Here is a 24582-nt window from a genome sequence, read left to right on the forward strand (position 1 = left end):
GCGGTCTCTTCGAAGAAACACACGGCCGACAATATCGAATGCAAGGGAAAGAATTCGGTCTCTCATCTTTTTGCCGCCTTCAGGCAGTCTTCCACCAACTTCTTCACTCGTCTCTCCCGCGCCTCAGGGCTTTGATAATAAAAGATCGCGAGCAGACCGCTCCTCCTCTGCGTCTCCGTCAGTAACTCCCACCCTCTGCGCGCTGCCGGCACCCGGTTAAAGGCAACTTCCAACACCGGCGGCAGCACCTTCTCTCCTTCCATGGTCAGCAACATCCGTTCGGCCATCTGCTCCGCCCGCCTCCTCCGAGCCTCTGGACTCTTCACCGCGCCCAACCACTTGCCCACCTCACGCTGCATCGACTCGCTCTGCTCTCCGTACCATCTGGCGAGCCTCTTCTCCTGCTTTAGCAGCCTTTCAAACTCGGGCGTCACGACCGCCTCGCGCTCGTCAAGGTCAGGCTCAATCTGGAGGTCGACCAACGCTCCGACTTTTGCCCCGGCCGCTCTCTGCATCTTCTTGTTCACCAGAACGAAGTGGCCGCCCTGTACAGCATCGCCAAACAGCGAAGTGCGAAAGACCTCGCCCCCCATTTCAACCTTTACCCGCAGACGAACCATCTTCTTCCAGGTCTTATCAACCTCAAACGGAAGCCGCACGATGATCCAACCCAGCCCGTTATTGGCCGGCTCGAGTACTGCGCGAATCTTCTTAGCTGCACTTAAAGCCATGCAATCTCCAGGATAAAAATCTACACTGGATCCATTGCTACGAGTCCCAACCCGCGCATCTTCCTTTCGGCAGGCGAAGCCAGCGGTGACCACTATGGCGCCCAGATCCTGTCCGAACTTCGCAGCCGCCGACCAGGCCTCACGAGCTTCGGGCTCGGAGGCAAGGAGCTGGAAGAGGCCGGCCTTGAGCGCATCGTCCGCGCCGAGGATGTCGCCCATATGGGCATCACCGAGGTTATCCGGCACATTCCTTACATTTATGGGGAGTACCGCCGCCTCGTGGCCGCCATCAAAAAGCGCCGCCCCGACGTCGCCATCCTGATCGACTTTCCCGATGTCAACCTCCGCCTTGCGCGCGAACTGAAAAAACTGGGTGTCCCGGTTATCTACTTCGTAAGTCCGCAACTCTGGGCCTGGAAGCGCCGCCGCCTCCGTTGGGTCCAGCAGCGCGTCGATCGCATGATGGTCATCTTTCCGTTTGAAGAGAAGTTCTACCGAGCCCGAGGCGTCGATGCCGTATTTGTCGGTCATCCCCTGGCTGAGCTTCCCAGGCCGACGGTCTCTCGCGGAGATTACGCCGCAGCCCATGGCCTCGACCCGGCCAGGCAGTGGATCGCACTCTTACCGGGCAGTCGCTGGAAAGAGATCACCGCCAACTTAGAGGCAATGATCGAGTTGGCTCACCAACTCTCTTCCGGGTTCGAGTTCCTATTGCCCGTAGCTGCCACGATTGATCGCCAAAAGCTGGAGTCCTATATCGCCGGCCCCGACGAATGGTGGCCCGCGAAGCCTGAGTCCGACCTGAAGCGTCTGCATTTCCATCTCGTGCCGGACGCTCGCGACGCTCTCCACCACGCCCGCGCCAGCGTCGTCGCCAGCGGCACAGCCACGGTCCAGGCGGCGGTCATTGGAAACCCCTTTGTCGTTGTCTACCGCGTCTCCCCCGTCACCTTTCGGTTGGCAAAACATCTCGTCCACTACCCTCCCGAGATTTGGCCGCCCGCCCAGACCGATGCCGACGGCAACCTTCCGATCGCCATGGTCAACCTAATCGCCCGCCGCCGCATCGTGCCGGAGCTGCTGCAGGACCGGTTCACCGCCAAAGACGTGGCGGACGCGCTGGCTCCCCTGCTCGCCGACACCCCCCAGCGCCAGCAGATGATCGCCGATCTCGCAGAAATCCGCGATATCCTGCGTCCAGACTTGAATTCAGGCTCGATACAGGGGGTTTGCGATGGGGTCGAAGATCTGCTATCTCGAAGTACTCCCGCAGGTGGCCTAAATGTAACGGCAAGCGTCTAACCAATCGACCGCTGTACCATGATGTTTTGAGGAATCTTAGCTCGCATGGCCGCTCTCTTCCGCATCCTTCGAACGACACCCACGAGAGTGCTCTCTCTCTGCCTCCTCACAGCTACAGGCTGGGCCGCGCCCGTCAAACCCCAGCTGCAGATCACCAGCTACCTCATCAGCGCCGACCTTGACCCCTCCCTCAATCACCTCAGCGCTACCGCCGACGTCACCTTCACCGCTCTTGAAGATCTCTCCACCCCCACCTTCGAGCTGAACAACGGCCTTCAAATCACCAAGGTCACCGACGCTCAGGGCCATCCTCTCGAATCCGAACGCCTTACCAACAACAGTACGGTCCGCTTTACCCTGGCCACGCCTCTACGGAAGGGAACAAGCACCACCTATCACTTCGAGTACTCCGGGACCCTAAAAGGCGCCGAGACCAGCCCGGTCGAAGGCATCAAGCTCGCCTCCGTCGAAGACCCGATCAGCATCCTCCTCTACGCCGGGCGCTGGTTCCCCATGACCGGCCTCTTCACCAACCGGTTCACCGCCGAGATGCACATCCGGGTCCCTTCGGACGAGCGCGTCGTAGGCTCAGGCAGTGGAGTCGCCGCAGCAAAGAGCCTCCCTGGCAATCGCACGGAGCACACCTTCAAGTGGTCCAAACCCGGCTTCCCCGGCACCATCATCGCAGGTAAGTTTCTTGAGCCGATCACCGCCGGGAACATGCGCGTCTACGTCACCGAAAAACACAAAGACCACGCCCACGACTTCGGCAGCCTGGGTGAGCGCGAATATCTCTTCCTGTCCGGCACCTTCGGCCAGCCCGAATCTACCCGCATGAACCTGGTCGAGCTGCCTGACGACGCCGTCTCCGCTGCCTGGGCGCCGGAGATCGCCGCTATCGCAGGCAATCGAATTGCAGCGCGCAATGAGCAACGGCTGCTCTCCAATACCCTCGCCCATCAGTGGTGGGGCAGCCAGGTATCCCCCGCGACGATGAACGATGCCTGGATCACTAATGGCATGTCTCGCTATGCCGAGCTGATGTATCTGGAAGATTCTTCTGGCAAAAACGCCTTCCAGTCCGCCATCACCGACGTCTCTGCCGGCGCTCTTGCCTACGACACTGAGCCCCTGACAACCATCGGCCGCCTCGATCCTTTCTCCCCGCAGTTCCAGTCCATGACCCTCGAAAAAGGCGCTATGGTCTTTCACATGCTTCGCTGGGAGATGGGCGACGACGTCTTCACCAAGTTTCTCCGCGCCATTCTTTCGCAGTACACCGACAAGTCCGTCCACACCTCAAACGTCCAGACTTTAGCGGAAAAGGAATCGAACCTACAGCTCGAGCCATTCTTTGCCCAGTGGCTCGACGGCACCGGCGCTCCTGCCTTCGCTGACAAGTACTCCGTCTTTCGTCTGGGCGACAATAAGGGCTTCCGCACCATAGGCGCCATCACTCAGGACCTCGATCTCTTCCGGATGCCGATTGAGCTCCGCATAGAAACCGACGGTAAAACCGAGATTCGTCGCGTCGATATCTCCGGCTCCGACTCGCAGTACTCCATTGAAACCTTCGGCCGTCCCCGCCGCATCAGCATCGACCCTGACAACTGGCTGCTGAAGAGTACCCCCGATCTTGCTGTCCGCGTCGCCGTCCTCCGTGGTCAGGAGCAGGTGGCTCAGGGGGATCTCACAGCTGCACTTATCGAATATCAAAAGGCTCTCGATGCCAACAAGAACAGCTCACTCGCTGCCTACCGCATAGGCGAAATCTTCTTCATGCAGCGCAACTACCAGTCCGCCGCCAATAGCTTCCGCGACGCACTCCGTGGCGACGGCGATCCCAAGTGGGTTGAGGTCTGGAGTCATATTGAGCTGGGTCGCATCTTTGACGTCACCGGTCAGCGCGACCGCGCCGTCAATGAGTACCGGCTCGCGGTCCAGACCAATGACAACACCCAGGGTGCCGTCAACGAAGCCCGCGCCTCGATGCAGAAGCCCTATAAACGAGAGCAGACGGAGAACTGATTATCATCAGGCGCTACTCGTACCGGAGCGCCTCGATGGGATCCAGGCTCGCTGCCTTCATCGCCGGAATCATCCCACTGATCGTTCCTACAATGATGAGAATTACCGTCGCCACCAGAACTGTGTTCGGCGAAATGACCAGATGAATATCCCCAGCCTCCGCGTTCGAGGCCAGTGCGCTATAGAAAGTAATTCTCCCCACGCCCTTCGCCACGGCGTACGCCAGGGCAATTCCGCCCACGCCGCCGACTCCCGAGATCACCAGAGCTTCAGCCAGAAACTGCAGCAAAATATGGCGTTTCCTTGCTCCCAACGCCTTCTCCACACCGATCTCGCGCGTTCTCTGCTGGACACTCACTAGCATAATGTTCATCAGACCGATGCCAGCAATCCCCAAGGTCAGTGCGCCGATAAACGACAGCAGCACCTGCAGCCCCAGCGAAATAATTCGAAACTGCGTCAATTGCTCCATGATGTTCGCCACGAATACAGCGCGCCGATCGCTCGGCCTGTAACCATGGGCCACCGCGAGGGTCTTGCGCAGCGCCTCCTCAACCATCTTCGGATCGCCCTTGTAGTCCAGCCAGATGCCATCGAGGTACTTTGTGTCTTTGATATCGCTCATCGTTGTGAGCGGCACATTCACCTGACGGTTGATGTCGCTGTCATCGCCCTCCTGCATCTTCGGCGTCATCACCCCCACTACTTCAAAGCTCACTCCGTTCAGCCGAATCTTCTCTCCTATGGGATACAGGCCCGAAAACAGCTTTGTCTTAGCCTCTGATCCGATCACAGTAACGTGCGCTCTCTGCTGCACATCCGCCTCAGTTATTGGCCGGCCCGCGGCGAGCTCCAGTCTCTGGATTGACTGCAGCTCCGGCGTAATCCCTGTGACATCCCAGCTATAACTATGCAGATCGTTCTGTACTGGAACGGTCTTATCCACCGTCGGTGCCACGCGCATCACACCCGGCACCGTCTCCTGAATCCGTTCCACATCGTCCTGCGTCAGTCGGACCTGCACGCCGGCCTTTGATCCTCCCGCCTGCTCGCTGGTGCGCCCCGGAAAGACGCCGATCATGTTCGTTCCAAACTGCGCGAAGATGTTCTCGAACGCCCGTCCGAACCCCGCGCCATAGGCCAGCAGCAGCACTACCGTCGCGATGCCCCACGCCATGCCCACGATCGTAATCATCGTCCGACGGCGGTTATGTTTCATCGCCTCAACAGCCTGCCCCAGGATGTCACTCAGCATGGTCTTATTCCTTTCGCAGCGCTTCCACAGGAGCGAGCATCGCAGCCTGTCTCGCCGGATAAAGCCCGGCCACTATTCCGCACAATGTCAGCGTCCCCATCGCCATTGCTGCCGACCATGGCACAAGGCGCGGCGGATCGAATCCCATATCGTTATTTCCGACTACCGAACCAAGCGCTGCCATCAGAGCCGCAGCGCCGATAATTCCAATGAATCCACTTAATGCCGTCAGCGTCAGGCCCTCAAGAAAGAACTGAAAGAGGATGCTTCGATTGGTCGCACCCAGCGCCTTCCGCAGACCAATCTCTTTCGTCCGTTCAGTCACCGTCACCAGCATGATGTTGATGATTCCCACCGCGCCCAGAGCCAGCGTTACGATTCCGACGCCCCCGAGAAACACGTCCATCGCGGTAAAGATCAACCCTACCATCCGGTTCGACCTGATCGTATCCCACTCCTCGAACCCCTCTTTCCGAGCTGGATCGAAGCCATGCCGGGTCGCGATGACTTTATGTACTTCAGCCTTCGCGGTCTCGTTCAACTCTTCTGTCCGCGGCTGGTACTGGATTTGGGAGATCGAATCCTGCGGGATGTTGTCACCCGTCAGAGGAAAGAACTCCTGCATTGTGGTCAACGGAATGTAGATACGCTGATTCAGCCCATCACTGTTGCCGCGGCCTACCTTCTTCGCCACCCCTATCACCTGAAACCGGTAGCCGTTCAACGTGATGACGGCACCGAGAGGCGGACGACCCGGAAATAAAAGCCCCACCATCCTTTGTCCCAGCACCACCACCTGCCGCCGTTCAGCCAGGTCCTGCTGGTTCAAATAGCGGCCTTGCGCGATTGGAAGATTCGCAATCTCCGGATAGTTGAGTTCAACTCCCAATACCTGGCCGCCCGCACTCGAAAAATCGCTCACCTGTTTTAGATCACTACGATTGATAATCGAGGTGACGTTACGAACATCCGGCGCCTGCTCACGAATCGCGGCCGCATCGCTCATGGTCAGCTTGTACGGGCGCATCCCCACATGCTGCTCCGGCAGCACGGGGATCGTCCCACCCCACATCATGATCTCATCGGTGCCAAGCTCGGCGAGCCCCCTGCGCTGTCCCGAACGAAATCCTTCTCCAAGCCCGATCAACAGCAAAAGCGAGGCGACACCCCAGGCAATACCGAACATCGTCAGGAACGAACGCAGCTTGTTGGCACCGATCGAGCGGAATACCTGAGCGAAGATATTGATAAGAGCGCGCATAGCTATGGTTGGACGAAAGCTTCCCGAAGTTGTCTACGCAAAGTTGCGCAAACCAGTTCCCTTCCACCAATGAATTAACATCGGCAATCTTCGCTGACACAGAAAGGGATAAAATGCAACAGGAAAGCAACTACCGCGCCGCCGGGGAGACGTTCTTGATCAGCGCAGGCTCCTCGGGATCCACCTCCGCCTGTACCGCAAGTCCAAGTTTAGAGAGAAACCGGCTGACTGTCTCGACAATTGACTGCAACGTAGCCGCCGGATACAACACCCGTACCACCGGCGCTACTGCTGCGTCACCTCGAACAAGATCTCCCCGGACCGCAACGCACCGATCGGGCCGATAGACGCAGGACGCCAGGTCTGTAATGCTCAGCGCGTAACTCGGTGTACACAGAATCGTCCTGGGTGGGGCCATCCGGTCGATCATGCTGAAGATTTCAAGCTTCGACTCGAGCTCATCCGGCACAAAGTCAACCGCAATATCAGCCGTACGAACGGCATCTTCAACGGTTGAAGCCAACTCAAAGCTCCCCGCCGCAACGCGCTTGCTCAGGTCTGAATACTCCGCCTCGGCCCGCCACAGATTGGCTGGCATTACATCTTCCAGCACAACATCGAAGCCCGCTGCAGCACAAGCTAAAGCGAAGCTGCGGCCAGCCACTCCGGCTCCGATAATCGCAACCCTGCGAATCTCGCCTGGCAGCTGGCCTGCAACCTCCTGCATCACTTTTTGCTCGCGACAGCTGTGATCACAGACTCGTAGCTCGGCTCCGCGCCCTTGATATGCTCGGACACGCGCTGGCGCTCCTCCTCTGTCAGCGACGGTAGCACCGCGAGAATGCGGCGCAGGGTTACCGAGATGTCATCAACGTAGTTCATAGTGCGGATTGCTTCGCCAGAGAGAGGCATGCTTTGGTGCTCCTAAGAAATTAAAGATACTTATCCAGTCTAAACGTTCGCGCCCAGCTCTGCCCGTTTCGACGCCTCTTCTACCGGCTTGCCTGCTTCGACCCCCTCGGACGGCTTCTCCCAGCCATCGCGATCGGTCATCGCCATCAACTCGGCCAGCTGTGTCGCAAAGTCCGGATGCACGGCGTTCAGCCTATACCGCCAGCTCCAGTTCCCCGCTCCGGCAGACGGCGTATTCATTCTCGCTTCGCTGCCCAGATGCAACACGTCCTGCATCGGAAAGACGCAGAGATTCGCCACCGACCGTGCTGCCGCCCGAATCATCGCCCAGACGATATCCTCGTCGTGATCGAACTTCTGCAGATAGGTCTGCACGTTGGTACGCTCGACATCGCTCACATCATCCCGCCACCAACCCAGCGTCGTGTTGTTGTCGTGCGTACCCGTGTACACCACCGTATTTGGAACGTACCGGTGCGGCAGATAGAGATGTGCGCCGCGATCCGAAAACCCAAACTGCAGAATCCGCATACCTGGCATCCCAAAGTGCTCCCGCAGCTCGTCCACCTCGGGGGTGATCAGCCCAAGATCCTCCGCGACAAACGGCAGATCCCCAAAGACCTCCTTCAAACGCTGAAACAGCTCATGCCCAGGAGCCTTCACCCACTGCCCATTGATCGCCGTCTCCTCCTCCGCGGGAATCGACCAGAACGCCTCAAATCCGCGGAAGTGGTCCAGCCGAATCACGTCATACAGGGTCAACGACCGTCTAATCCGCGCCACCCACCAGTCGAATCCTCGTTCCTTCAGCAGACCCCACTTGTAGAGTGGATTTCCCCACCGCTGTCCAGTCACGGAAAAGTAATCCGGCGGCACACCGGACACGCGAACCGGCCTGAGTTCTTCGTCCAGCTCGAACATCTCGGGATGCGTCCACACATCGGCGCTGTCGTAGTTCACGAAGATTGCAACATCCCCCATGATGCGAATCTTCCGCTTGGCACAATACCCTCGCAGCGCGCACCACTGCTCGTTGAAAAAAAACTGGACCACCTGCTCAACCGCAAGCTCGCGTCCACGATCTTTCAACAGCTTGCTGAGTGCGTCGCCCTTACGCCGCGCATACTCCGGTGGCCACTCATGCCAACTGCCATACTCGTGCATACGACGAAGGACGTTGAACATCGCATAGTCCTGCAGCCACGAACTGTTGTGTTCGCAAAATCTCAGGAAGCTCGCGCGCCTGCTATCCGGCGCATGATCGAGAAAATTCCCCGCCGCCTCTTCGATCAACGGCAGCTTCAGGCGGAACGCCGCGTCGAAGTCCGCTGGCCCATCATGTCCCGGCAGTCCTGCGAGCCGCTCTCCCGCAATCCACCCGTCATTCACCAGAAGCTCGAGGCTGATCAAAAGCGGATTCCCCGCAAACGCCGAAAGCGCGGAGTAGGGAGAACTCCCGTAACCGGTCGGACTAAGCGGCAGTACCTGCCACATCCTCTGCTTCGCGGCTGCCAGAAAATCCACAAACGCATACGCAGCGGGTCCAAAGTCCCCTATCCCACCATACGAAGGTAGCGAGGTCACGTGCAGCAAAACTCCCGACTGACGTTCCTGATTGCTCACTTCCCCACTCATCCAGCCCCCTTGTGTAGCTCCAATTATGATGCCAGAAGTCGTACCGCTCCGGGAGAGCCCTCGCTCGCCGCCAATGCCTTTCGGTGCAAGACGCAAAGATGCCCCAGGCCTTGATTCTCCTGGGGCATCTCTTACAGCATGGAGCGAGCGGCTAGTTGCCGGCGGGCAAACCCGGCTCAGCCTGTTTCTTCGAGAACCTGACCGCGCCGCCCTTCTCGTACTTCTGGGTCAACTCGCCGATATACACACGGAAGATCTCCTCCCGCTGATCGTTGAGCAGCTTATCCTTCGTTGCATTGAAGTTCTTCGCAATGTCGTCGGCCGTTGGTTCCTGCTTGTCGATCACGCTGAGCACAACTCCAACCCGCCCTGCATTGATCGGACCTGAGATAGCGCCCTTGGGCAGCGAGAACGCGACCGAACCTGCGCCGCTCATCGCACCGAGATCCGGCACCTGGCCATCCTTGCCGACCAGATCGCTGGTTTTCAATGGAACGTTCATCTCCGCGGCAGCCTTCCTCAGATCGTTCAGGACCTTCGCTCGATCGTCCAGTTTGTTCAACTGGGCGCTCAGCAACTGAGGCACCTGCTGCTCGCGATAGTCCTCGAGAATGTGAGACTTGTAATCCGCAAACTCGGGAGCATGAGCCGGCTTCACGTCGGTCACCTGGAACACAGCAAACCCATCGCCGGTAGCGACCGGAGCTGGGTCCGCGCCCTTCACCACCGAAAACGCCTGCGTCAGCAATGCCGAGCCGTCTGCCAGACCGGCGATCACACCGTCCTTCGCTACGAAGTCCGTCGTCACCGCGTGCAGCCCCTTCGAAGCAGCAGCCTTCTCCAGACCATTCTTCTTCGCATCCGCAGCTAACGCCGAAGCGAACGTCTGCTCCGCCGCGCCCGCCCTCTGCTGCTCGAGCACCGGCACGATCTCCGGCTTCACCTCTGCCAGTGGGCGAAGATGCGCCGTCTTCTTCTCCTCCACCTGCAGGATGTGATACCCGAACTGCGTCTTAACCAGATCCGAGGTCTGTCCCGGTGCCAGCGTAAATGCCGCCTTATCAAACTCCGGTACTGTCTTGCCGCGATCCAGCCAGCCCAGTTCGCCGCCCTGCGTTTTGCTGCCCGGGTCGTCCGAGTTTTTGCTTGCAAGATCCGCAAAGCTTCCACCGCTCTTGATCTGTTTCAGAATGTCTTCGGCCTTCGCCTTTGCAGCAGCGTCAGCCTTCGCGTCGGCTCCGGCAGGAACTGCAATCAGGATGTGGCGAACCTTCACCTGCTCCTTCACCTGATACTGGTCCTGATGCGCGTTGTAGTAGGCCAGCACATCCGCATCCGAGATCTGCGGCTTACCGCCAGGCAGATTCGACGTGTCGAACGAAACATACTCAATCTTTCGCGTCTCCGGAACGGCATTCGCATAACGCGCCGCGTTCGTCTTGAAGAACGCCTGCAGCTCCGAGTCCGACGGGTTGATCGTCTTGCGGACATCATCCGCCGAGATCACCGCGTAATCAAACTTCACCTTGGTCCCATCGACCTTGTAGGCCTCGCGTACCGCGTTATCCGAAACCGAAACTCCGCCCGTGATCAGCGCCTGCAGGCGGTTCAGCTCCATGTCGCTCTTCACCTGCGACTCAAAGTCACCGCGAGTCGTCTGGAATGCGCTCTGCACGAAGTTGATGTACGCATCGTCGCCAATGTATTGGCCATTGGGAAACAGGTACTGTGCAAACGGCCCGGTCTGCAGCTCGCGACGCAGATCCTCATCGCTCACCTGGAGGTTCATCCTGTCAGCTTCATGCTTCAGGATCGCCCGCTGTACCAGAATCTGACCAGCACGCGGGAGGAAGTAGGGCAGCAACGCATCGGGAAAGTGCTGCTGTTGCAGCTGCCGGCTCGCCAGCTGATTTACCTCAACCGTTTTGATCGGCGTGCTTTCACCAAAAATCCGCCCGAAGGGCCCGGGCTGCTTCACCGTGGCATAGACCGACGCATCGTTCGTCGTAGCGTTGTCAAAGATGCCGGGCACCAGCGTAATCACCATTGTGATCACGGCAAATCCAATAATGACGGCGAAGATAATCTTCGTGATGCGGTTGTCCTGCTGCAGAATACGAATCATGCTTGACTAAAACCTTCACTTCGCGCGAAAGCCGTCTCCCACTTGCGGGAAATGGCTGCGTGCCCGGGATTTTGCGTGACCTTGCGGGGAGGTCTTTCGACCAGCGCCACGCCGGTTGCAGGGCAAGCGACAAGTATAAATCACCAGCCTATGGAAATTCACCCGCATCCGCGAAGGCCGTCCAGAACTCCACCCAATCTTGTGTCCATCTGCGGACATTCATTCCGATCTTGGACACCATACAGTCTCACCAACGCATGCATAACTCAATAAAACCCAAAAAAGCAGGTTCTTCGTCCTATTCTCTCTGGCAAGACAATTGCTAACTCCCTCATAATCATCTCTCCGAGGACCCGCATGCGCTCTTTCTTTCAATATCTGAAGATTGCAATTCGCCACCTCTCCAAGTCGCCTGGATTCGCCGCCACAGCCATTTTGATGCTGGCCTTAGCCATTGGCGCGACCACTGCAATCTTTTCTCTCGTCGAAGGCGTTCTTCTGAGGCCGCTCCCCTTTCCTGAGCCCAGCCGCCTTGTGGTTCTCTCAGACATCCTCAAAGGTCTGGACACCGGCAGCGGTAACAATGAAGCCGGTGTCACCGCGCCGGACATCCGTAACTACACTCGCGACACCCACAGCTTCACCAGCCTTGGCGGTTACCACTCCACCAGCTACGAGCTCTCCGGCGCAGGCGAGCCCGCCAACGTCAACGCTACCCGCATGAGCAGTGGCGTCTTCCCCGCCCTCGCCGTCCAGCCCCTCCTCGGCCGCTTCTTCACGCAGCAGGAGGACGATCAGCGTCAGCAGGTCCTGGTCCTCAGCTACGCCACCTGGCAGACCCGTTTTCAGGGCGACCCCAACATCCTCGGCCGAAAGGTCCTGCTCGATCGCAAGCCCTACCTCATCATCGGCGTCATGCCCCGCAACTTCGAATTCCCCCTCGTCCCCGGTCATCTTAACCGCAGTGAGTTCTGGGTTCCCGTCAGCTTCGAAACGGAGGAACTCGGCATCGGCGCAGCCTCGTGGAACTTTCAGATGGTTGGTCGCCTCAAACCGGGTGTAACCATCTCTCAGGCCATAGAGGACGCAAACCTGGTCGCCAAAGAGACTGTCCGGAACTACCCCGCCTTCATGGCCGGATTCAGCATCACGTCCATCATCAGGCCGCTCGACGAAGAGACCGTCGAAGAAGCACGCCCTCTCATTCGCACCCTCTTTCTCGCTGTTGCCGTCGTTCTTTTGATCGCGTGCGCGAACCTCGCCGGGCTTCTTCTGGTACGTTCCATCCGCCGCCGCCGCGAGATTGCCGTCCGTCTCGCGCTTGGCGCTACTGCGTCCACTCTGCTCTGGCAGGCCATCCTGGAAAGCCTCGTCCTGAGCGTAACCGGGGGCGTTCTGGGGCTCATTCTCGCCACCATTGCTCTCCGCGTCGGCATTCAGGCGCTCCCCGAGACGCTGCCACGCATCAACGAGATTGGCCTCGACTGGCCGGTTGTCGCTTTCGCGCTCGGCCTGGCTGTCGTCACCGGCGTTCTTTGCGGTCTTGCGCCGGCCTTCGCTGCCATTCGCACCAGCGTCAACGACACACTCAAAGAAGGTGGGCGAACCGGAACCTCTGGTGGAGGTCACGCAAGGCTTCGGTCAGCCCTGGTCATCTCAGAGATCGCCGTCGCGCTCGTCCTGCTAGCTGCGTCCGGACTTCTACTCCGCAGCTTCGAGAAGATGCGTCAGGTCGATCTTGGCTTTCAACCAGATCACACCCTCGTCGCCAGCTATAGCCTCCCCAAAAAACAGTATGGAAACCAGACCGCCGTCAATGAGTTCAGTCACCAGCTTTTGGCGCGTCTGCAGGCTCTTCCCGGAGTAAAAAGTGTCGGCCTTACCACCTTCTTGCCCGCAAGTGGCAATAACTCCAGCAGCGCCTTCGTCGCAGAAGGACATGTTCTGCCGGCTACTGCAGGAGGACTCGACCTCGGAACCTCGATCGCAGTCCAAGGCGACTACTTCCGCGCGATGGGGATTCCACTCCTCCAGGGGAGGCTCTTTACCGCTGACGACAACGCCAGCCAGCCGCCTGTTGTTATCGTCAATCACATGCTGGCCCAGCAGTCCTGGCCCAATCAAAACCCAATCGGCAAGAGGTTTCGTATCGGCACAGAGACGATGAAGACCCCTTGGGCGACGGTAGTCGGCGAAGTCGCGGACGTGAAGGAGAACTCACCCGATCTGCCCCTCAAGCAGCAGTACTACATGCCTGTCGAACAGCAGGAGGAGATGGCGGGATCGCTCGGCTCACCCACTGATATCAGTGGCGACAGCGGATACATTGCAGTGCGAACAGCGATGGCACCCGAGCAGATGGAAAACCTCCTGCGCTCCACCGTGCACTCTATCGACCCGCAGCTTCCTCTCACCCAGGTGCAAAGTATGGAGCACGCCATCTCGGATACCGAGGCTCCCCGCCGCTTCAACACTGCGTTGATCTCATCCTTCGCTGCGATCGCAGTTCTATTGGCCGTGCTTGGCATCTACAGTGTCATCGCGTTCTCGGTCGCGCTGCGCGTTCAAGAGATGGCCATTCGCATGGCGCTTGGCTCCCAGCGTGCCGGCATCGTCCGCCTCGTTGTCACCTCGGGAGCGAAGCTCGCACTCTTCGGCTGCGCAATCGGTCTCGCCGGAGCCTTGGCCGCTTCTCGTCTGCTTCGGTCTTTCCTCTTTGGGGTGAGTGCCTTTGATCCTCTGGTCCTGACCATCGCGACGCTCTCGCTCCTGCTGCTCGCCCTGGTCGCCTCTCTGCTTCCCGCCCGACGCGCAGCCTCCGTCGACCTGACCCAGGCACTACGCTCCGAGTAGCTCATGAGACCTGCCTCAGGTAAGCAAGAAGAAGACAGCTCCAGCGGATGAAAGATAGGGAAAGTGTCTCGATTGCAAACTCAGCAGCTAGATTCGTTCGTTTACTGCTTTGCAACACCCGTAGGACTTGATCCGGTGGGAGCAGGCATATACACGATCACCTCACCGGGCCGCGTGTAGTGCAACTCTTCGCGGGCCTGGTGCTCAATCGCGTTCGGATCACTCTGCAGTCTGCCGACATGCCCCTTCAATAGATCGTTCTCGCGCTGCAAACTATGCAGCTGAACGTCCAGGCTCCGCGCGTCGTTACGCTTCTGCTGATAAACCGTCAGCCCATTCTGCCCAAAGATGACGTGGTAACCCATCGCCACCGCGAGCACGGCTGCTGCCCCGGTAGCGACCTTCCGCCACCCCACCCGGCCCCGTTCATACAGGCGCGCGATTGCTCCAGACCGCTTCGCCACCACGCCTGCTGTATTTAAACGAGTCATCTCAAACTCAAGTACAAACTTCTCACCCTTCACCGTCAAGTGGAAAACCTGTTTCCCGCAGACACGTACCTACTTCATACCGCCGCCTCCGCAAAGACATTCAAAGCCACCCTCTATTCATCCCGCTACAACACGAAGCGAAAAACTGCACGAAGCGCTGCCGCCTTGTTATCCTTCTTGTGGAGCATGCAGATTCCTTCGCCATCTCGACCCATCGATTCCCGCCACGACACAGCCGGCCTCGCGCTCTTTGCTCTCCGACTGGCTTACAATCGATAAGCCGGCATCGCCTCTCTCACAAGTCTTAGCAGCGTCTCAACCGGATCCACATAAAACCTCACTAAGCGCTCCACCTAAAACCCGACGCTACCGAAATCGATACTGAAGCAAACTCATCACATCACCACCAGCACGAAAGGACCCTCCAGTATGCAATCCGCCACCTCGTCTCAACTCGGTCTCACCCACCGCTCCGGATCGCTTCAAGAGTCCCTCTCCGGCAAGGTCATCCTCACCGTCGCGGCCAGCGCCTTCGTAGCGATCTGCGCTCACATCTCTCTCCCGCTCCCCTTCACTCCCGTACCTCTCACCCTGCAGAACTTCGCCGTCATCCTCGTCGGCATGCTGCTCGGCCCGGTCGCCGGCTTCTCCGCGATGGTCCTTTATCTTGCCGAAGGGGCAATGGGCCTGCCCGTCTTCACGCCCCACAGTGTGGGCGGCGTCGCGCATCTGCTCGGACCCAATGCGGGCTACCTCTTCTCCTATCCTCTTGCCGCTGCAACCGCCGGTTGGGCTGTCCGCGTCATGCAACGCATTACCACACGCTTCCGCGCCGGCCTCGTAGCCGCCACCGTTGCCAGCGCACCCATCTTTCTCCTCGGAGCAGGCTGGCTCGCTCATCTGCTCCACATCGGCACTGCAGCCACATGGACCATGGCCATCGCCCCTTTCCTTCCCGGTGAAGTCGTCAAGATCACCGCTGCCGCCGGCATCTTCAGCTCACTTCAACGCTGGCGTCAGTCGTAACCAAAGCGACAAACCGCAAGCATTCCTCTCAGCGCACAGTTCCATCCACACCTTGCGCTTCTCACCGCATCAAGAACATCGAAGGAAGCATCATGACCACCACGAGCACTGCAATCCAGGAAATCAGCATCGCCCACAGCCCCGACTCCGACGACGCCTTTATGTTCTACGGCCTCGCCACCAATAAGGTTCGAGTCCCCGGCTTCAAGTTCACCCACACCCTCACCGACATCGAGACCCTCAATCACCGCGCCATCAACGAGGCCTTCTACGATGTCACCGCCATCTCCTTCCACGCCTACCCGTACCTGCAGGATAACTACACCCTCATGGCCTGCGGCGGCAGCGTCGGCGAAGGCTACGGTCCCATGATCGTCGCCCCTCGCAAGCTCTCTCTCGACGAGGTCAAGAAGACTCGCATCGCGGTCCCCGGCACTCTCACCACTGCTTACCTCACCCTCAAGCTCTTCGCTCCCGAGATCGAAACCATAACCGTCCCCTTCGACAAGATCATCCCCGCTGTCGTCGCAGGCGAGTTTGATGCCGGCCTCATCATCCACGAAGGCCAACTCACCTACGCTAATGACGGCCTTATCAAGCTCCTCGACCTGGGCCAGTGGTGGCGCGAACAGACCAGCCTCCCACTTCCACTCGGCGGCAACGCTATTCGTCGTTCTCTCGGAGCCGAGACCCTCCTTACTACCACCAATGCCCTGCGTGACAGCATCCAGCACGCCCTCGACAACCGCGAAGAGGCCCTGACCTACGCGATGCAGTTCGCCCGCGATCTGGACCCCACACTCGCCAATCGCTTCGTCGGCATGTACGTCAACGAACGCACGCTCAACTATGGCGAAGACGGCAAGGAAGCAATTCGCAAGCTGCTCGACATGGGTTACGATCGCGGCATCATCCCCCACCGCGCCAATGTAGACTTTGTCGGCTAACCGGAGATCTGTAGTTGGCCGAGCACCAACGCACAGCGAAATACTTTCCTATAACTCACAGCTTGCAGCGCCAGTTTTAGGCTGCAAGCTGTGTTATCTTTAATAAGTCGAGTGATTGAGTCCAGGCTGTAACACCCCATGCAAGACTCTCGCCGATCTCCTCTCCAGGAGCAAAACCAAAAGGACGCGTAGCTCAGTTGGTAGAGCATTCGACTCTTAATCGACTGGTCGTAGGTTCGATCCCTACCGCGTCCACCATTCCTCTCGCGAGTATCAAGATACCGATTTCGGATGGTTGGTTCCGTACGTTTCATTTTCCAAACCTGACCGAAAACCTGCCCAGTTTTTCCTTTGGTTCCGTTGTTGATTGCCCTCCGTCATGGTTCCACTTTCCTGGTGCTGATACGGCTCCATCGACTTGCCGTGGTTACGTCCCCTCCGGAGTTGGCATAGCTGTCGTTCCTCCTAGAGGATTATCAATAAAAGCTTATTGACAATTTATCTTTACCACCCACAACTGCGCAGAGCGCTGAACATCAGGAGCCATATCTCGTAAGGCGAGGGTGGATATATGGGCCGAATGCGAACCACGTGCAGAGCCCATCTGCTGATTGGAGATGGGCTCTGCACGCGTATCCCTTCACAAGATGATGTCATTCCATCAATTCGAAGCCTACTTTCCTCTGGCCACATCGATTACGGCTGAAGTTATTGAGAATACCGGGCTCCAATTTGTATCGCCACTGTATTTAGCCGTAATCACATTCCGCCCTTCCGGAAGCACTGGAGCAAGCGTTGCCAGGATGGTTCCGCCGTTGCCAGAGTTCAGCGCCTGTGGGTGGCCAATTGCCTTCTCTGCTGCTCCGTTGACGGAATCATAGAACTGGATGGTTCCGGTTGGAGCCAACACGTTGGTAGCAGAAAGAGCGCTGCTGAGGATAGCAGTAAGACTGCTCTCCGTTCCGGCAACGACCTTGCTGGCGTTTGCCTTGAGCGCAAGAGTCGCCGTCGCCCGTGTGACGGTGACGGGGAACGAGGAGCTGCTGCTGGCGGCGAAGTTCGCATCTCCAGAGTAGACAGCGTAGACCTTCTCTACCGCAACATGACCCCACTGAACGAACCCTGTGGCCTGACCGCCCAAGAGATTCATGGAGCCAGCCAGCTGACCTTCCGCTGAGTAAAGAGTGACCGTTCCCGTTAGAAGCTTGGTGGTCTTTCCAGTTGCTGCAACATGCACTGTGAATTGGGTCTCCTGGCCCATCGTCGCTGTACTGTTACTCGCGGATAGTGTCGTCCTGGTCGCGGCTGCGCCGGATGACGTAGTGATGATCTGCTCATAGCTGGCGAGATACCCTGGGAGATAGTTTGCATCGCCCTTCCAGCTTGCGAGGACGCTATACGTACCCGCCGGAGCGAGGAATGGGATCACCGCCGTACCGCTCTTGTTGATGGCGCCTGTGGCGAGGATTGCGCCGGTATCGTCACGCGTGAGCGTCACCACCCCCGTCGGCAGGACAGCCGGATCGTTGTTGAAGAAGACCGTGGCCACAACTTCACCACCTGGAGGCGGCGTCTGGTTATTCAGCGCTACGGCATAGTTCAGCGATCCCTTTGTGATGGTGAAAGGCGCGCTGGACGTGCTCGGACCAAAGCTGCTGTCTCCGGAATAGGAGGCGACGAAGGTATAGGTGCCGAGCCCGTAATCGCAGTTTGTGAAGGGGCCGCACTGAACATAGATTTTCCCGGTAGCATCGAGTGGAAACTTGCCTATAGATTGCGAGCCCATACTCAGCGCGATCGTTCCTGTCGGTACTCCATTGCCCGATTGCCCAGAGATCTGGAACTGGACATAGAAGCTGTTTGCGAGCTGGGCGGAGGACGCCTCGACGATCGGCCGCCGCCCCAGAATATAAAAGCGGGAGGCGGTATACGTTGTACCGGTCGCGGTGCTGCTTTCAGGAGAGACCGTCAGGGTGACAGGGCTGGAGGTACTGCCCTTGAAGGTGGCATCGCCGCCGTACTGTGCAGTGATGCGATAGGTACCCCCGGGAAGGTTATTGATCGCGCCCGAGTAGGTGCCACCGGTCAAGACCTCCGGATTGAGAAGGGGCTGTTCGTTGCTACGTAGCACGATCGAACCGCTTGGGGTTCCATTGCCGACTAGAGCCTGCACATCTGCTGTAACCGTGACCGGCGTTCCGTGAGCAAAGGTGGTCTTCGAAAGGGCGAGGTTCGTCACGGAATCTAGGAGCTTGGCCTTCTCCCATGCGCCAACGAGATTCGCGGCGTCAACGGAACCAAGACCGCTGGCTTGGTCGTAGCCTTTTGTCGCCGAATATCCGCTCAGATCGCCAAACACTGTACTGCCGGCAATCGAGACCGTGCAGTTGGGATCACGAAGAGGGCAGCTGAGCGCATTCGAACCGGCAGTCACGTCGTGAAAGACGCAGGACGTTGGCTGGGTGAGATTTGTCTCCGCGCTCGAATTGCAGGCGGAGGGAGTCTGCTGGGCTGCGATTTTGTAAAGCTGATAGTTTGCCTGACCCTGGTAGGTCCCGTTCTTCTGTTCTACTAGTGCCAGCAGACCGGCGAACGAAGGCGAAGCCGCTGAGGTTCCGCCGATCACAGAGGCCTGCGTCAGAGTCAAACTTCCATCCGAGTTCTTAGTCCACTGACACGAGCCGTTATAGCAGAGCAAAAACCCATCGTGACCGGCTGCCGCCGCGAGCGCCACATCCGGCAGATCGCGAACAGCGTCCTTCGGAACACCGATCCCTGTCTGCCATGAGGGCTTTGGGTAACCGGCAGCGCAAGTGGCTTTGCCATACTGGTCCGTGGTCGTTGTAGCGCAGGAGCTAGCTCCCCCGCCACCGGCATAGGTGCTCTCATAACTTGGGTTGTAATAGCAATTTGTCGCAGAGATCGGAAGAAAGACGTTGCAACTCTCGTTCCAGACAGCTTCAGGCACATAGCCCTTGATCGAAGACAGGTTTGAACCGTTTGCGATATTCCAATAAGTATTCGTGTCGACGTCGTTGAGCTCCGTTCCTCCCACTGCCACGTTGTACGGCGTGGATGCGAGACCGTTTACTCCCAGGCCAAAGGGACTGGCACGGTATTCGCTTGGAATGACACAACCGCTCGATCCGCCGTCGCCCGAGGAGACTAGAACCGTGATTCCTTCAACCGACGCCTGCTGCCAGAGGTCGTGATAGAAGGCCATCTCCGTTGCGCCTATCTCAGACTCACACTCGCCGAAGCTGATCGACATGATGGGCGCGAGGGCGTGGTCGACGATGTAGGCGGCGGAGATATCGACGCCGTCGGTTGTAAGTGTGCTGGCGCCGATTACGAAGTTGATATTCGCCTTCGGAGCGACGGCTCCGGACCACTCCACGTCGAGAATCGCCTCTTCATCGTCACCCGCGATTACGCCAGGGTCTGTTGTCGCGTAGGTAATCTTTGGGTCATTGAATGGGAGTTTAAAGAGCGTGCGAAAGGCCTCTACATCCGACAGGCTGATATCGGAACGGCCGACGATAGCGATCGAGACGCCTTCGCCATTGACTCCCGCGTTGATCAATGGCGTGGTGTTGTAGAGCTTAGCAAAATCACCTGGCGCAAGGTAGTTCTCTTCCTGCGAACCAGTCGACGTGAAGGCTGGGCCGGCCGCGAGGGTCGTGTCGATGCCCGCGGTAGATGGACCTGTCGTGCTGCCTTTCACCCGTAGGAGCTTGCCGTCCTCACTGCGGGCGACGGTGCCTGGAGTGACATGCTGCGGACGTTTCAAGAAGTTATTGATACTGACTACACCCGAGACCGCCGGTGCCAGCGCAGCGGGCAGAGAGAGCTCAGAGGCGTTTGCGTAGTGAGTGACGCCCTTGGCGGAGTACTTGTGAATCTCTGTTCCAAAGGCCTGCTCCACCTGCTGTGCCACGCCGGAGAAACGGATCCAGGTCTTCGCTGCAGAGACCTCCTCGATCTTAAAGCCATTGGCGGTGAGCCAGTCACTCGCAGCCTTTACGTCACTATCGGCCGGACCATATTGTGCGCCAAACTGTGCGGGTGTCAGCCAGTGGTGATAATTTGCCGAGTTCACGTTGTGGAGATCATCCGCCAACTGTTTGAGCTGAGCTTTTTGAGTCGCGCTGGCACGGAGAGTGAGAACCATATCCTTCATGGCCAAAGATGCATCCGCCCGCCCAAGGTCATTCTGCGTATTTGCCAATGGGTGTACGGTGCCGGAGATCCGTGTTCGGACGCTGGCATCAACCGGCTGCGTGATCTGTGGGGTCACTTGCCCGATGGCAAGATCCGGTAAGGAAAACGACACGACCACGGCGAGGATGCCACGAACTACAGCGAGTGAAATGCCCTTACCCATGCGATATCTCCAATTCCGTTGGACAGACAGAGTTCGGCTGCGTCCGCTGCAACAAACTGCCGGCGAGCGAAGGTGCTATTTACAAAATGAGGGGAATCAAGTACAGCTTGCGCAAAGCATAGACGAAATTCATCGGAATGCAACCGTCTGCCTAGAGTAGTTTTGAACCTACCCTTTCGGGTATCGGCCTCAGACGTCCAGTAGACCGCGCTGAATGGCGATCACGACCGCCTGGGTCCGGTCATTCGCAGGAAGCTTGCCCAGGATCTTCTTTACATGCATCTTTATTGTGTCTTCCGTCACAAAGAGCAGTCGGGCGATCTCCTTGTTGCTGTTGCCCTTGGAGATGAGTTGCAGCACTTCAATCTCCCGCTCGCTAAGCTTCTTCGAGGCGACATGTTGCGAGAGCTTCTCGGCCGCCTCGGGCGACAGGCAGCGTCCGCCAGCCCATACTCGGCGAATGCCTTCGCCAAGCGTGGCGCCGTCGATTCCCTTTACCAGGTATCCGGAGGCGCCGTTTGAGATTGCATCGAAGATGCTCGCGTCGCCTTGCGAGGAGCTCAGAAAGATGATCTTCGCATCGGGGCGGTCCGCGAGGATTTTGCGCATCACCTTGATACCGCTCTGGTCGGGAAGTCTTAGATCGAGTAACAAGATATCGGGCAGATACTGGGCGAACATCTCGATGGCCTGGCGGCCGGTCGCGGCTACGCCAACGATCACCATCTCCTGCCGCTCGAGAATGCCGGCGAGTCCTTCTCGCACCATAGGGTGATCATCGACGATCATGATGCGGAGCGGCGCGTTCTTCACGCGCTCTTGGACGAGTGTGTTGTCTTCCGGAGTATGTTGAGTGCTCACTGTCTGCACTTATCCTATCAACGCACACCGTGTCAGCGCATACCGGTCACTACTATATTTCTGACGAGATGCCACCAGCGGCGCGAGGGCGTCGGCACGTTCAGCCGTACAGTGGTTCCCAGATTCAGTTCGCTGTCGATCAGAACAGTTGCCCCAATACGCTGAGCGTGCGCCTGCATGCCGCTCAAGCCGAAGTGTCCCGACCTACCGATTCTGAGGGTCTCCTCATCCATTCCACTCCCGTCGTCGCTGATCGAAATCTCTATCCCCTCGTCCGTATACGCAGCACAGACATCGATCCGGGTGGCATTGGAATGGCGAAAGGCATTGGCTAGTGCTTCCCGACAGATGCGATAGACCTCATCGCGGACAAGCGGCTTAATAATTGGCTGTTTGCCCCTTGTTTCAAGCCTCAAGACGGGCAGTTCTCCGAGCCGAAACTCCGCAGCAGCTTCCCTCAACACTTCAAGAAGATGGTACTGAGGAGTGGCCATGGAATGCAGGCTCGACACCATGTTGCGGCTCTTACCCACCATCTCCCTCATTCGCGCGGTCAAGTCTGCAAGGAGATACGCTGTTTTTTCTGAGTTCTCTGGTATCTGCATACCGATAAGCTCGAGTTGGAGCGCGGTGCCGACGAGATCCTGAATGATGGTGTCGTGAATCTGGTATCCGATGCGCTCACGCTCTGCAGCACGTTCCTGAAACCTCAGTCGTTGTTGCTCCGCGACATACCTCGTTCGTCGCCGTGTGATCTCGATGACGCTGGCAAGCAAGGTTAGACATGCAAGGATCATGAAGAGTTTGGTCTGGTAGAAGAAGGGACGGATGTGCACGCCTACCGACGCCTCTCTGTCACTCCACACTCCGTCTTCGTTAGCAGCGACGACGCGTAGCTGATAGTCGCCCGGAGGCAGTCCGGTGTAGGTGATTTCGCGGACCGAGGCTGCGTCTAACCAATCCTTATCCCAGCCATTGAGCCGGTAACGAAAGCGCAGTTGTTCCGGTGAGTGCAGATCGGGCGAGGTGAAGATGATGGTAAGTCGATGGCGACCCGGCGGCACGACGATCCGATCCGCAGTCTGCTGGAGCACTTCGTCGATTGCAATCGATTCAACAAACACCTGCGCAACGGGAGCGGGAGCGGTTTTCGTCTCAGCGACGGACAGACCATTCGCCGTCGCCAACCAGATGCGTCCGTCGTGCGCGCGCACTATGTCTACCTGACCGATCGGTAAGACATCTCGACTTCCGAGACCGTCGGCCTGTGTAAATCGCTTCGGCCATAATGTGTTTTCTGCGCCCGTCAGCACTGCGTCTAATTGCTTGCGATCTACCTGTGCGATCGCATTCGCAGTAGTGATCCACAGATTATCGGCGTCATCGGTTGTCGCTGCAAGGACGAGGTTACCCGGAAGACCTTGCGCCTGCGTGATGCGCCTCATGTGGCCGGATTTCCAGAACACCAGCCCATCACCAGTTCCAAACCAGAGGCCACCACGCTGGTCGTCCCTTCCGATGGAAATCACCGGAATATCTGCGATGGTTACGAATCGATCGCCGCGGAACTGCGCAACGCCTTCATTGGTAGCCACGAGCACTGCTCCTTGTTCATCGAGGAGCAAGGACGACACACGCGTTCCGGGAAGCCCCTCCGCCGTCGTGAAGTGGCGTAGCGAACCATGGGCTAACCGAAAGACTCCATTGCCATTCAATCCGAACCAAAGAGCGCCAGTCGTATCGCTTATCGGTGAGGTGATGTATCCATGAGGGATGCCGGCGATGGGCACAAAGTGTTTGCCGTTCAATCGAAATAGACCGTAGTCAGATATAGCAACGACGATTCCTTCATCGGAGTCCGCGAAGCCTCTCACCTGACCGCGCTTGAGCCCCTCGCGAACGCTGAATCGCTCAAACCTGCCATCGTGAACTCGGCCGACGCCATCTTCGAGGGATCCGACCCAGATAGAGTATCCCTTGTCTTCAAAGACAGCATCGTATTGGTTCTGCCCCTGAGGCAGTCCGTCAGCGACGGTGTAGGTTGTAAACCTGCCATTGTGCAGGCGCTGCAAACCGGCAATAGTACCGATCCACATATCGCCCGAACGATCTTCGAAGAGGATGCGCGCATCATTGCTCGCGAGACCTTGCTCCATTCTGAAGGAATCGACCGTTCCCTCCACATTGCGACTGATCCCATGCAGACCACCGCTTGCCATCCATAGGGCACCGGCGTGATCCGTCAATAGAGAGACAAAGTTGCCGAGTCCAGGGGCCTGGACGATTCTGAATCGCTCACCTTCTAGCCTGAAGAGACGATGCCCATCTCCGGCATACACATTCCCGCGAGCGTCGGCATCAACGAACGAGATGTTTGCCGCAGGAAGCCCTTCAGCATCTCCATAGTGACGAGAGACCTTCCCTCCGCGAAGCGCAAAGACTCCTTGATTCCCTGCAACCCAAAGAGTCCGATCGGTAGCCTCAGCAATAGCCTTCAATCCGCCGGCATGCCCATCCACGGGTAGGAGACACGGAGTAAATGCGTGGTTGTTTGCTTTGAACAATCGGCTATGATTGGCCACCCATAGCCCGCCTTCATGATCTGGAACAAGATCATCAACTGGGAATCTCTTTAACCCAGCCTGGTTGGCGATTGCAACAAACCTGCCGTGCTCGTAGTGAGTCAGGCCTGCCGATGTTCCAATCCAGAGGCTTCCGTCTTCGCCCGGTACCAGCCCTGTCACACGCTCCTGCAAGTTGTTTTCGCCTCC

General features: G+C 58.1%; 16 protein-coding genes and 1 tRNA gene. 6 read left to right on the forward strand and 11 right to left on the reverse strand.

Going from position 1 to position 24582, the window contains the following annotated elements:
• Window positions 1–62 precede the first annotated feature (62 nt).
• The gene (locus HDF09_RS03370) at window positions 63–731 is read right to left on the reverse strand and encodes a YdeI/OmpD-associated family protein (RefSeq protein ID WP_183763235.1); all 669 of its coding nucleotides are present in this window, start codon (window positions 729–731) and stop codon (window positions 63–65) included.
• Window positions 732–788: 57 nt separating this feature from the next.
• Here HDF09_RS03370 and lpxB point away from each other — a divergent pair, with 57 nt between their 5' ends.
• Together lpxB and HDF09_RS03380 are read left to right on the forward strand one after the other, a co-directional pair.
• On the forward strand, window positions 789–2033 hold the full coding sequence (lpxB, locus tag HDF09_RS03375; protein WP_311718841.1) for a lipid-A-disaccharide synthase: 1245 nt from the start codon (window positions 789–791) through the stop codon (window positions 2031–2033).
• Between the two features lie 45 nt (window positions 2034–2078).
• Window positions 2079–4061 (forward strand): M1 family aminopeptidase, encoded by a 1983-nt coding sequence (locus HDF09_RS03380; protein WP_183761462.1) that lies wholly within the window; start codon window positions 2079–2081, stop codon window positions 4059–4061.
• A gap of 13 nt (window positions 4062–4074) precedes the next feature.
• Here HDF09_RS03380 and HDF09_RS03385 read toward each other — a convergent pair whose 3' ends face one another.
• The 6 genes from HDF09_RS03385 to HDF09_RS03410 form a co-directional block, all read right to left on the reverse strand.
• Complete coding sequence (locus tag HDF09_RS03385; protein ID WP_183761465.1) at window positions 4075–5316, reverse strand: ABC transporter permease; 1242 nt, start codon at window positions 5314–5316, stop codon at window positions 4075–4077.
• Window positions 5317–5320: 4 nt separating this feature from the next.
• A complete protein-coding gene (locus HDF09_RS03390) occupies window positions 5321–6577 on the reverse strand; it encodes an ABC transporter permease (RefSeq protein WP_183761468.1) in 1257 nt (418 codons plus the stop codon).
• 130 nt (window positions 6578–6707) lie between these two features.
• A complete protein-coding gene (locus tag HDF09_RS03395; RefSeq protein WP_183761471.1) occupies window positions 6708–7304 on the reverse strand; it encodes a 3-hydroxyacyl-CoA dehydrogenase NAD-binding domain-containing protein in 597 nt (198 codons plus the stop codon).
• Window positions 7304–7489: a hypothetical protein gene (locus HDF09_RS03400; protein ID WP_183761474.1), complete on the reverse strand. Its 186-nt coding sequence runs from the start codon at window positions 7487–7489 to the stop codon at window positions 7304–7306. Before HDF09_RS03400 ends, HDF09_RS03395 begins: the two co-directional genes overlap by 1 nt.
• A gap of 39 nt (window positions 7490–7528) precedes the next feature.
• Window positions 7529–9124: a 4-alpha-glucanotransferase gene (gene malQ, locus HDF09_RS03405; protein WP_183761476.1), complete on the reverse strand. Its 1596-nt coding sequence runs from the start codon at window positions 9122–9124 to the stop codon at window positions 7529–7531.
• 151 nt (window positions 9125–9275) lie between these two features.
• On the reverse strand, window positions 9276–11249 hold the full coding sequence (locus tag HDF09_RS03410) for a peptidylprolyl isomerase (RefSeq protein ID WP_183761479.1): 1974 nt from the start codon (window positions 11247–11249) through the stop codon (window positions 9276–9278).
• A gap of 357 nt (window positions 11250–11606) precedes the next feature.
• Here HDF09_RS03410 and HDF09_RS03415 point away from each other — a divergent pair, with 357 nt between their 5' ends.
• Entirely contained in the window at window positions 11607–14102 is a 2496-nt protein-coding gene (locus HDF09_RS03415) for an ABC transporter permease (RefSeq protein WP_183761482.1), read from the forward strand.
• Window positions 14103–14203: 101 nt separating this feature from the next.
• Here HDF09_RS03415 and HDF09_RS03420 read toward each other — a convergent pair whose 3' ends face one another.
• The gene (locus HDF09_RS03420) at window positions 14204–14593 is read right to left on the reverse strand and encodes an FtsB family cell division protein (RefSeq protein ID WP_183761485.1); all 390 of its coding nucleotides are present in this window, start codon (window positions 14591–14593) and stop codon (window positions 14204–14206) included.
• 429 nt (window positions 14594–15022) lie between these two features.
• Between HDF09_RS03420 and HDF09_RS03425 the strand changes: the two genes are divergently transcribed.
• From HDF09_RS03425 to HDF09_RS03435, 3 genes are all read left to right on the forward strand, one after another.
• A complete protein-coding gene (locus tag HDF09_RS03425; RefSeq protein ID WP_183761488.1) occupies window positions 15023–15619 on the forward strand; it encodes a biotin transporter BioY in 597 nt (198 codons plus the stop codon).
• A 92-nt stretch (window positions 15620–15711) separates the two neighbouring features.
• A complete protein-coding gene (locus tag HDF09_RS03430) occupies window positions 15712–16566 on the forward strand; it encodes a menaquinone biosynthesis family protein (protein ID WP_183761489.1) in 855 nt (284 codons plus the stop codon).
• Window positions 16567–16748: 182 nt separating this feature from the next.
• Window positions 16749–16824 (forward strand) — tRNA-Lys (locus tag HDF09_RS03435).
• Window positions 16825–17239: 415 nt separating this feature from the next.
• Here HDF09_RS03435 and HDF09_RS03440 read toward each other — a convergent pair.
• The 3 genes from HDF09_RS03440 to HDF09_RS03450 form a co-directional block, all read right to left on the reverse strand.
• On the reverse strand, window positions 17240–20950 hold the full coding sequence (locus tag HDF09_RS03440; RefSeq protein ID WP_183761492.1) for an Ig-like domain repeat protein: 3711 nt from the start codon (window positions 20948–20950) through the stop codon (window positions 17240–17242).
• Window positions 20951–21139: 189 nt separating this feature from the next.
• On the reverse strand, window positions 21140–21811 hold the full coding sequence (locus HDF09_RS03445; protein ID WP_311718552.1) for a response regulator: 672 nt from the start codon (window positions 21809–21811) through the stop codon (window positions 21140–21142).
• Between the two features lie 32 nt (window positions 21812–21843).
• Complete coding sequence (locus tag HDF09_RS03450; RefSeq protein WP_260180897.1) at window positions 21844–24567, reverse strand: sensor histidine kinase; 2724 nt, start codon at window positions 24565–24567, stop codon at window positions 21844–21846.
• Between the last annotated feature and the right edge of the window lie 15 nt (window positions 24568–24582).

The sequence above is a fragment of the Edaphobacter lichenicola genome (assembly GCF_014201315.1).
In the GTDB taxonomy this organism is placed as follows: Bacteria; Acidobacteriota; Terriglobia; order Terriglobales; family Acidobacteriaceae; genus Edaphobacter; species Edaphobacter lichenicola_B.

What these genes read in the sequence shown, in the direction of transcription:
- HDF09_RS03395 (WP_183761471.1), bottom strand. Translation starts at nt 7,304, where the DNA reads ATGCAGGAGGTTGCAGGCCAGCTGCCAGGCGAGATTCGCAGGGTTGCG.
- HDF09_RS03410 (WP_183761479.1), bottom strand. Translation starts at nt 11,249, where the DNA reads ATGATTCGTATTCTGCAGCAGGACAACCGCATCACGAAGATTATCTTC.
- malQ (WP_183761476.1), bottom strand. Translation starts at nt 9,124, where the DNA reads ATGAGTGGGGAAGTGAGCAATCAGGAACGTCAGTCGGGAGTTTTGCTG.
- HDF09_RS03385 (WP_183761465.1), bottom strand. Translation starts at nt 5,316, where the DNA reads ATGCTGAGTGACATCCTGGGGCAGGCTGTTGAGGCGATGAAACATAAC.
- HDF09_RS03380 (WP_183761462.1), top strand. Translation starts at nt 2,079, where the DNA reads ATGGCCGCTCTCTTCCGCATCCTTCGAACGACACCCACGAGAGTGCTC.
- HDF09_RS03390 (WP_183761468.1), bottom strand. Translation starts at nt 6,577, where the DNA reads ATGCGCGCTCTTATCAATATCTTCGCTCAGGTATTCCGCTCGATCGGT.
- HDF09_RS03415 (WP_183761482.1), top strand. Translation starts at nt 11,607, where the DNA reads ATGCGCTCTTTCTTTCAATATCTGAAGATTGCAATTCGCCACCTCTCC.
- HDF09_RS03430 (WP_183761489.1), top strand. Translation starts at nt 15,712, where the DNA reads ATGACCACCACGAGCACTGCAATCCAGGAAATCAGCATCGCCCACAGC.
- HDF09_RS03420 (WP_183761485.1), bottom strand. Translation starts at nt 14,593, where the DNA reads ATGACTCGTTTAAATACAGCAGGCGTGGTGGCGAAGCGGTCTGGAGCA.
- HDF09_RS03440 (WP_183761492.1), bottom strand. Translation starts at nt 20,950, where the DNA reads ATGGGTAAGGGCATTTCACTCGCTGTAGTTCGTGGCATCCTCGCCGTG.
- HDF09_RS03370 (WP_183763235.1), bottom strand. Translation starts at nt 731, where the DNA reads ATGGCTTTAAGTGCAGCTAAGAAGATTCGCGCAGTACTCGAGCCGGCC.
- HDF09_RS03425 (WP_183761488.1), top strand. Translation starts at nt 15,023, where the DNA reads ATGCAATCCGCCACCTCGTCTCAACTCGGTCTCACCCACCGCTCCGGA.
- HDF09_RS03400 (WP_183761474.1), bottom strand. Translation starts at nt 7,489, where the DNA reads ATGCCTCTCTCTGGCGAAGCAATCCGCACTATGAACTACGTTGATGAC.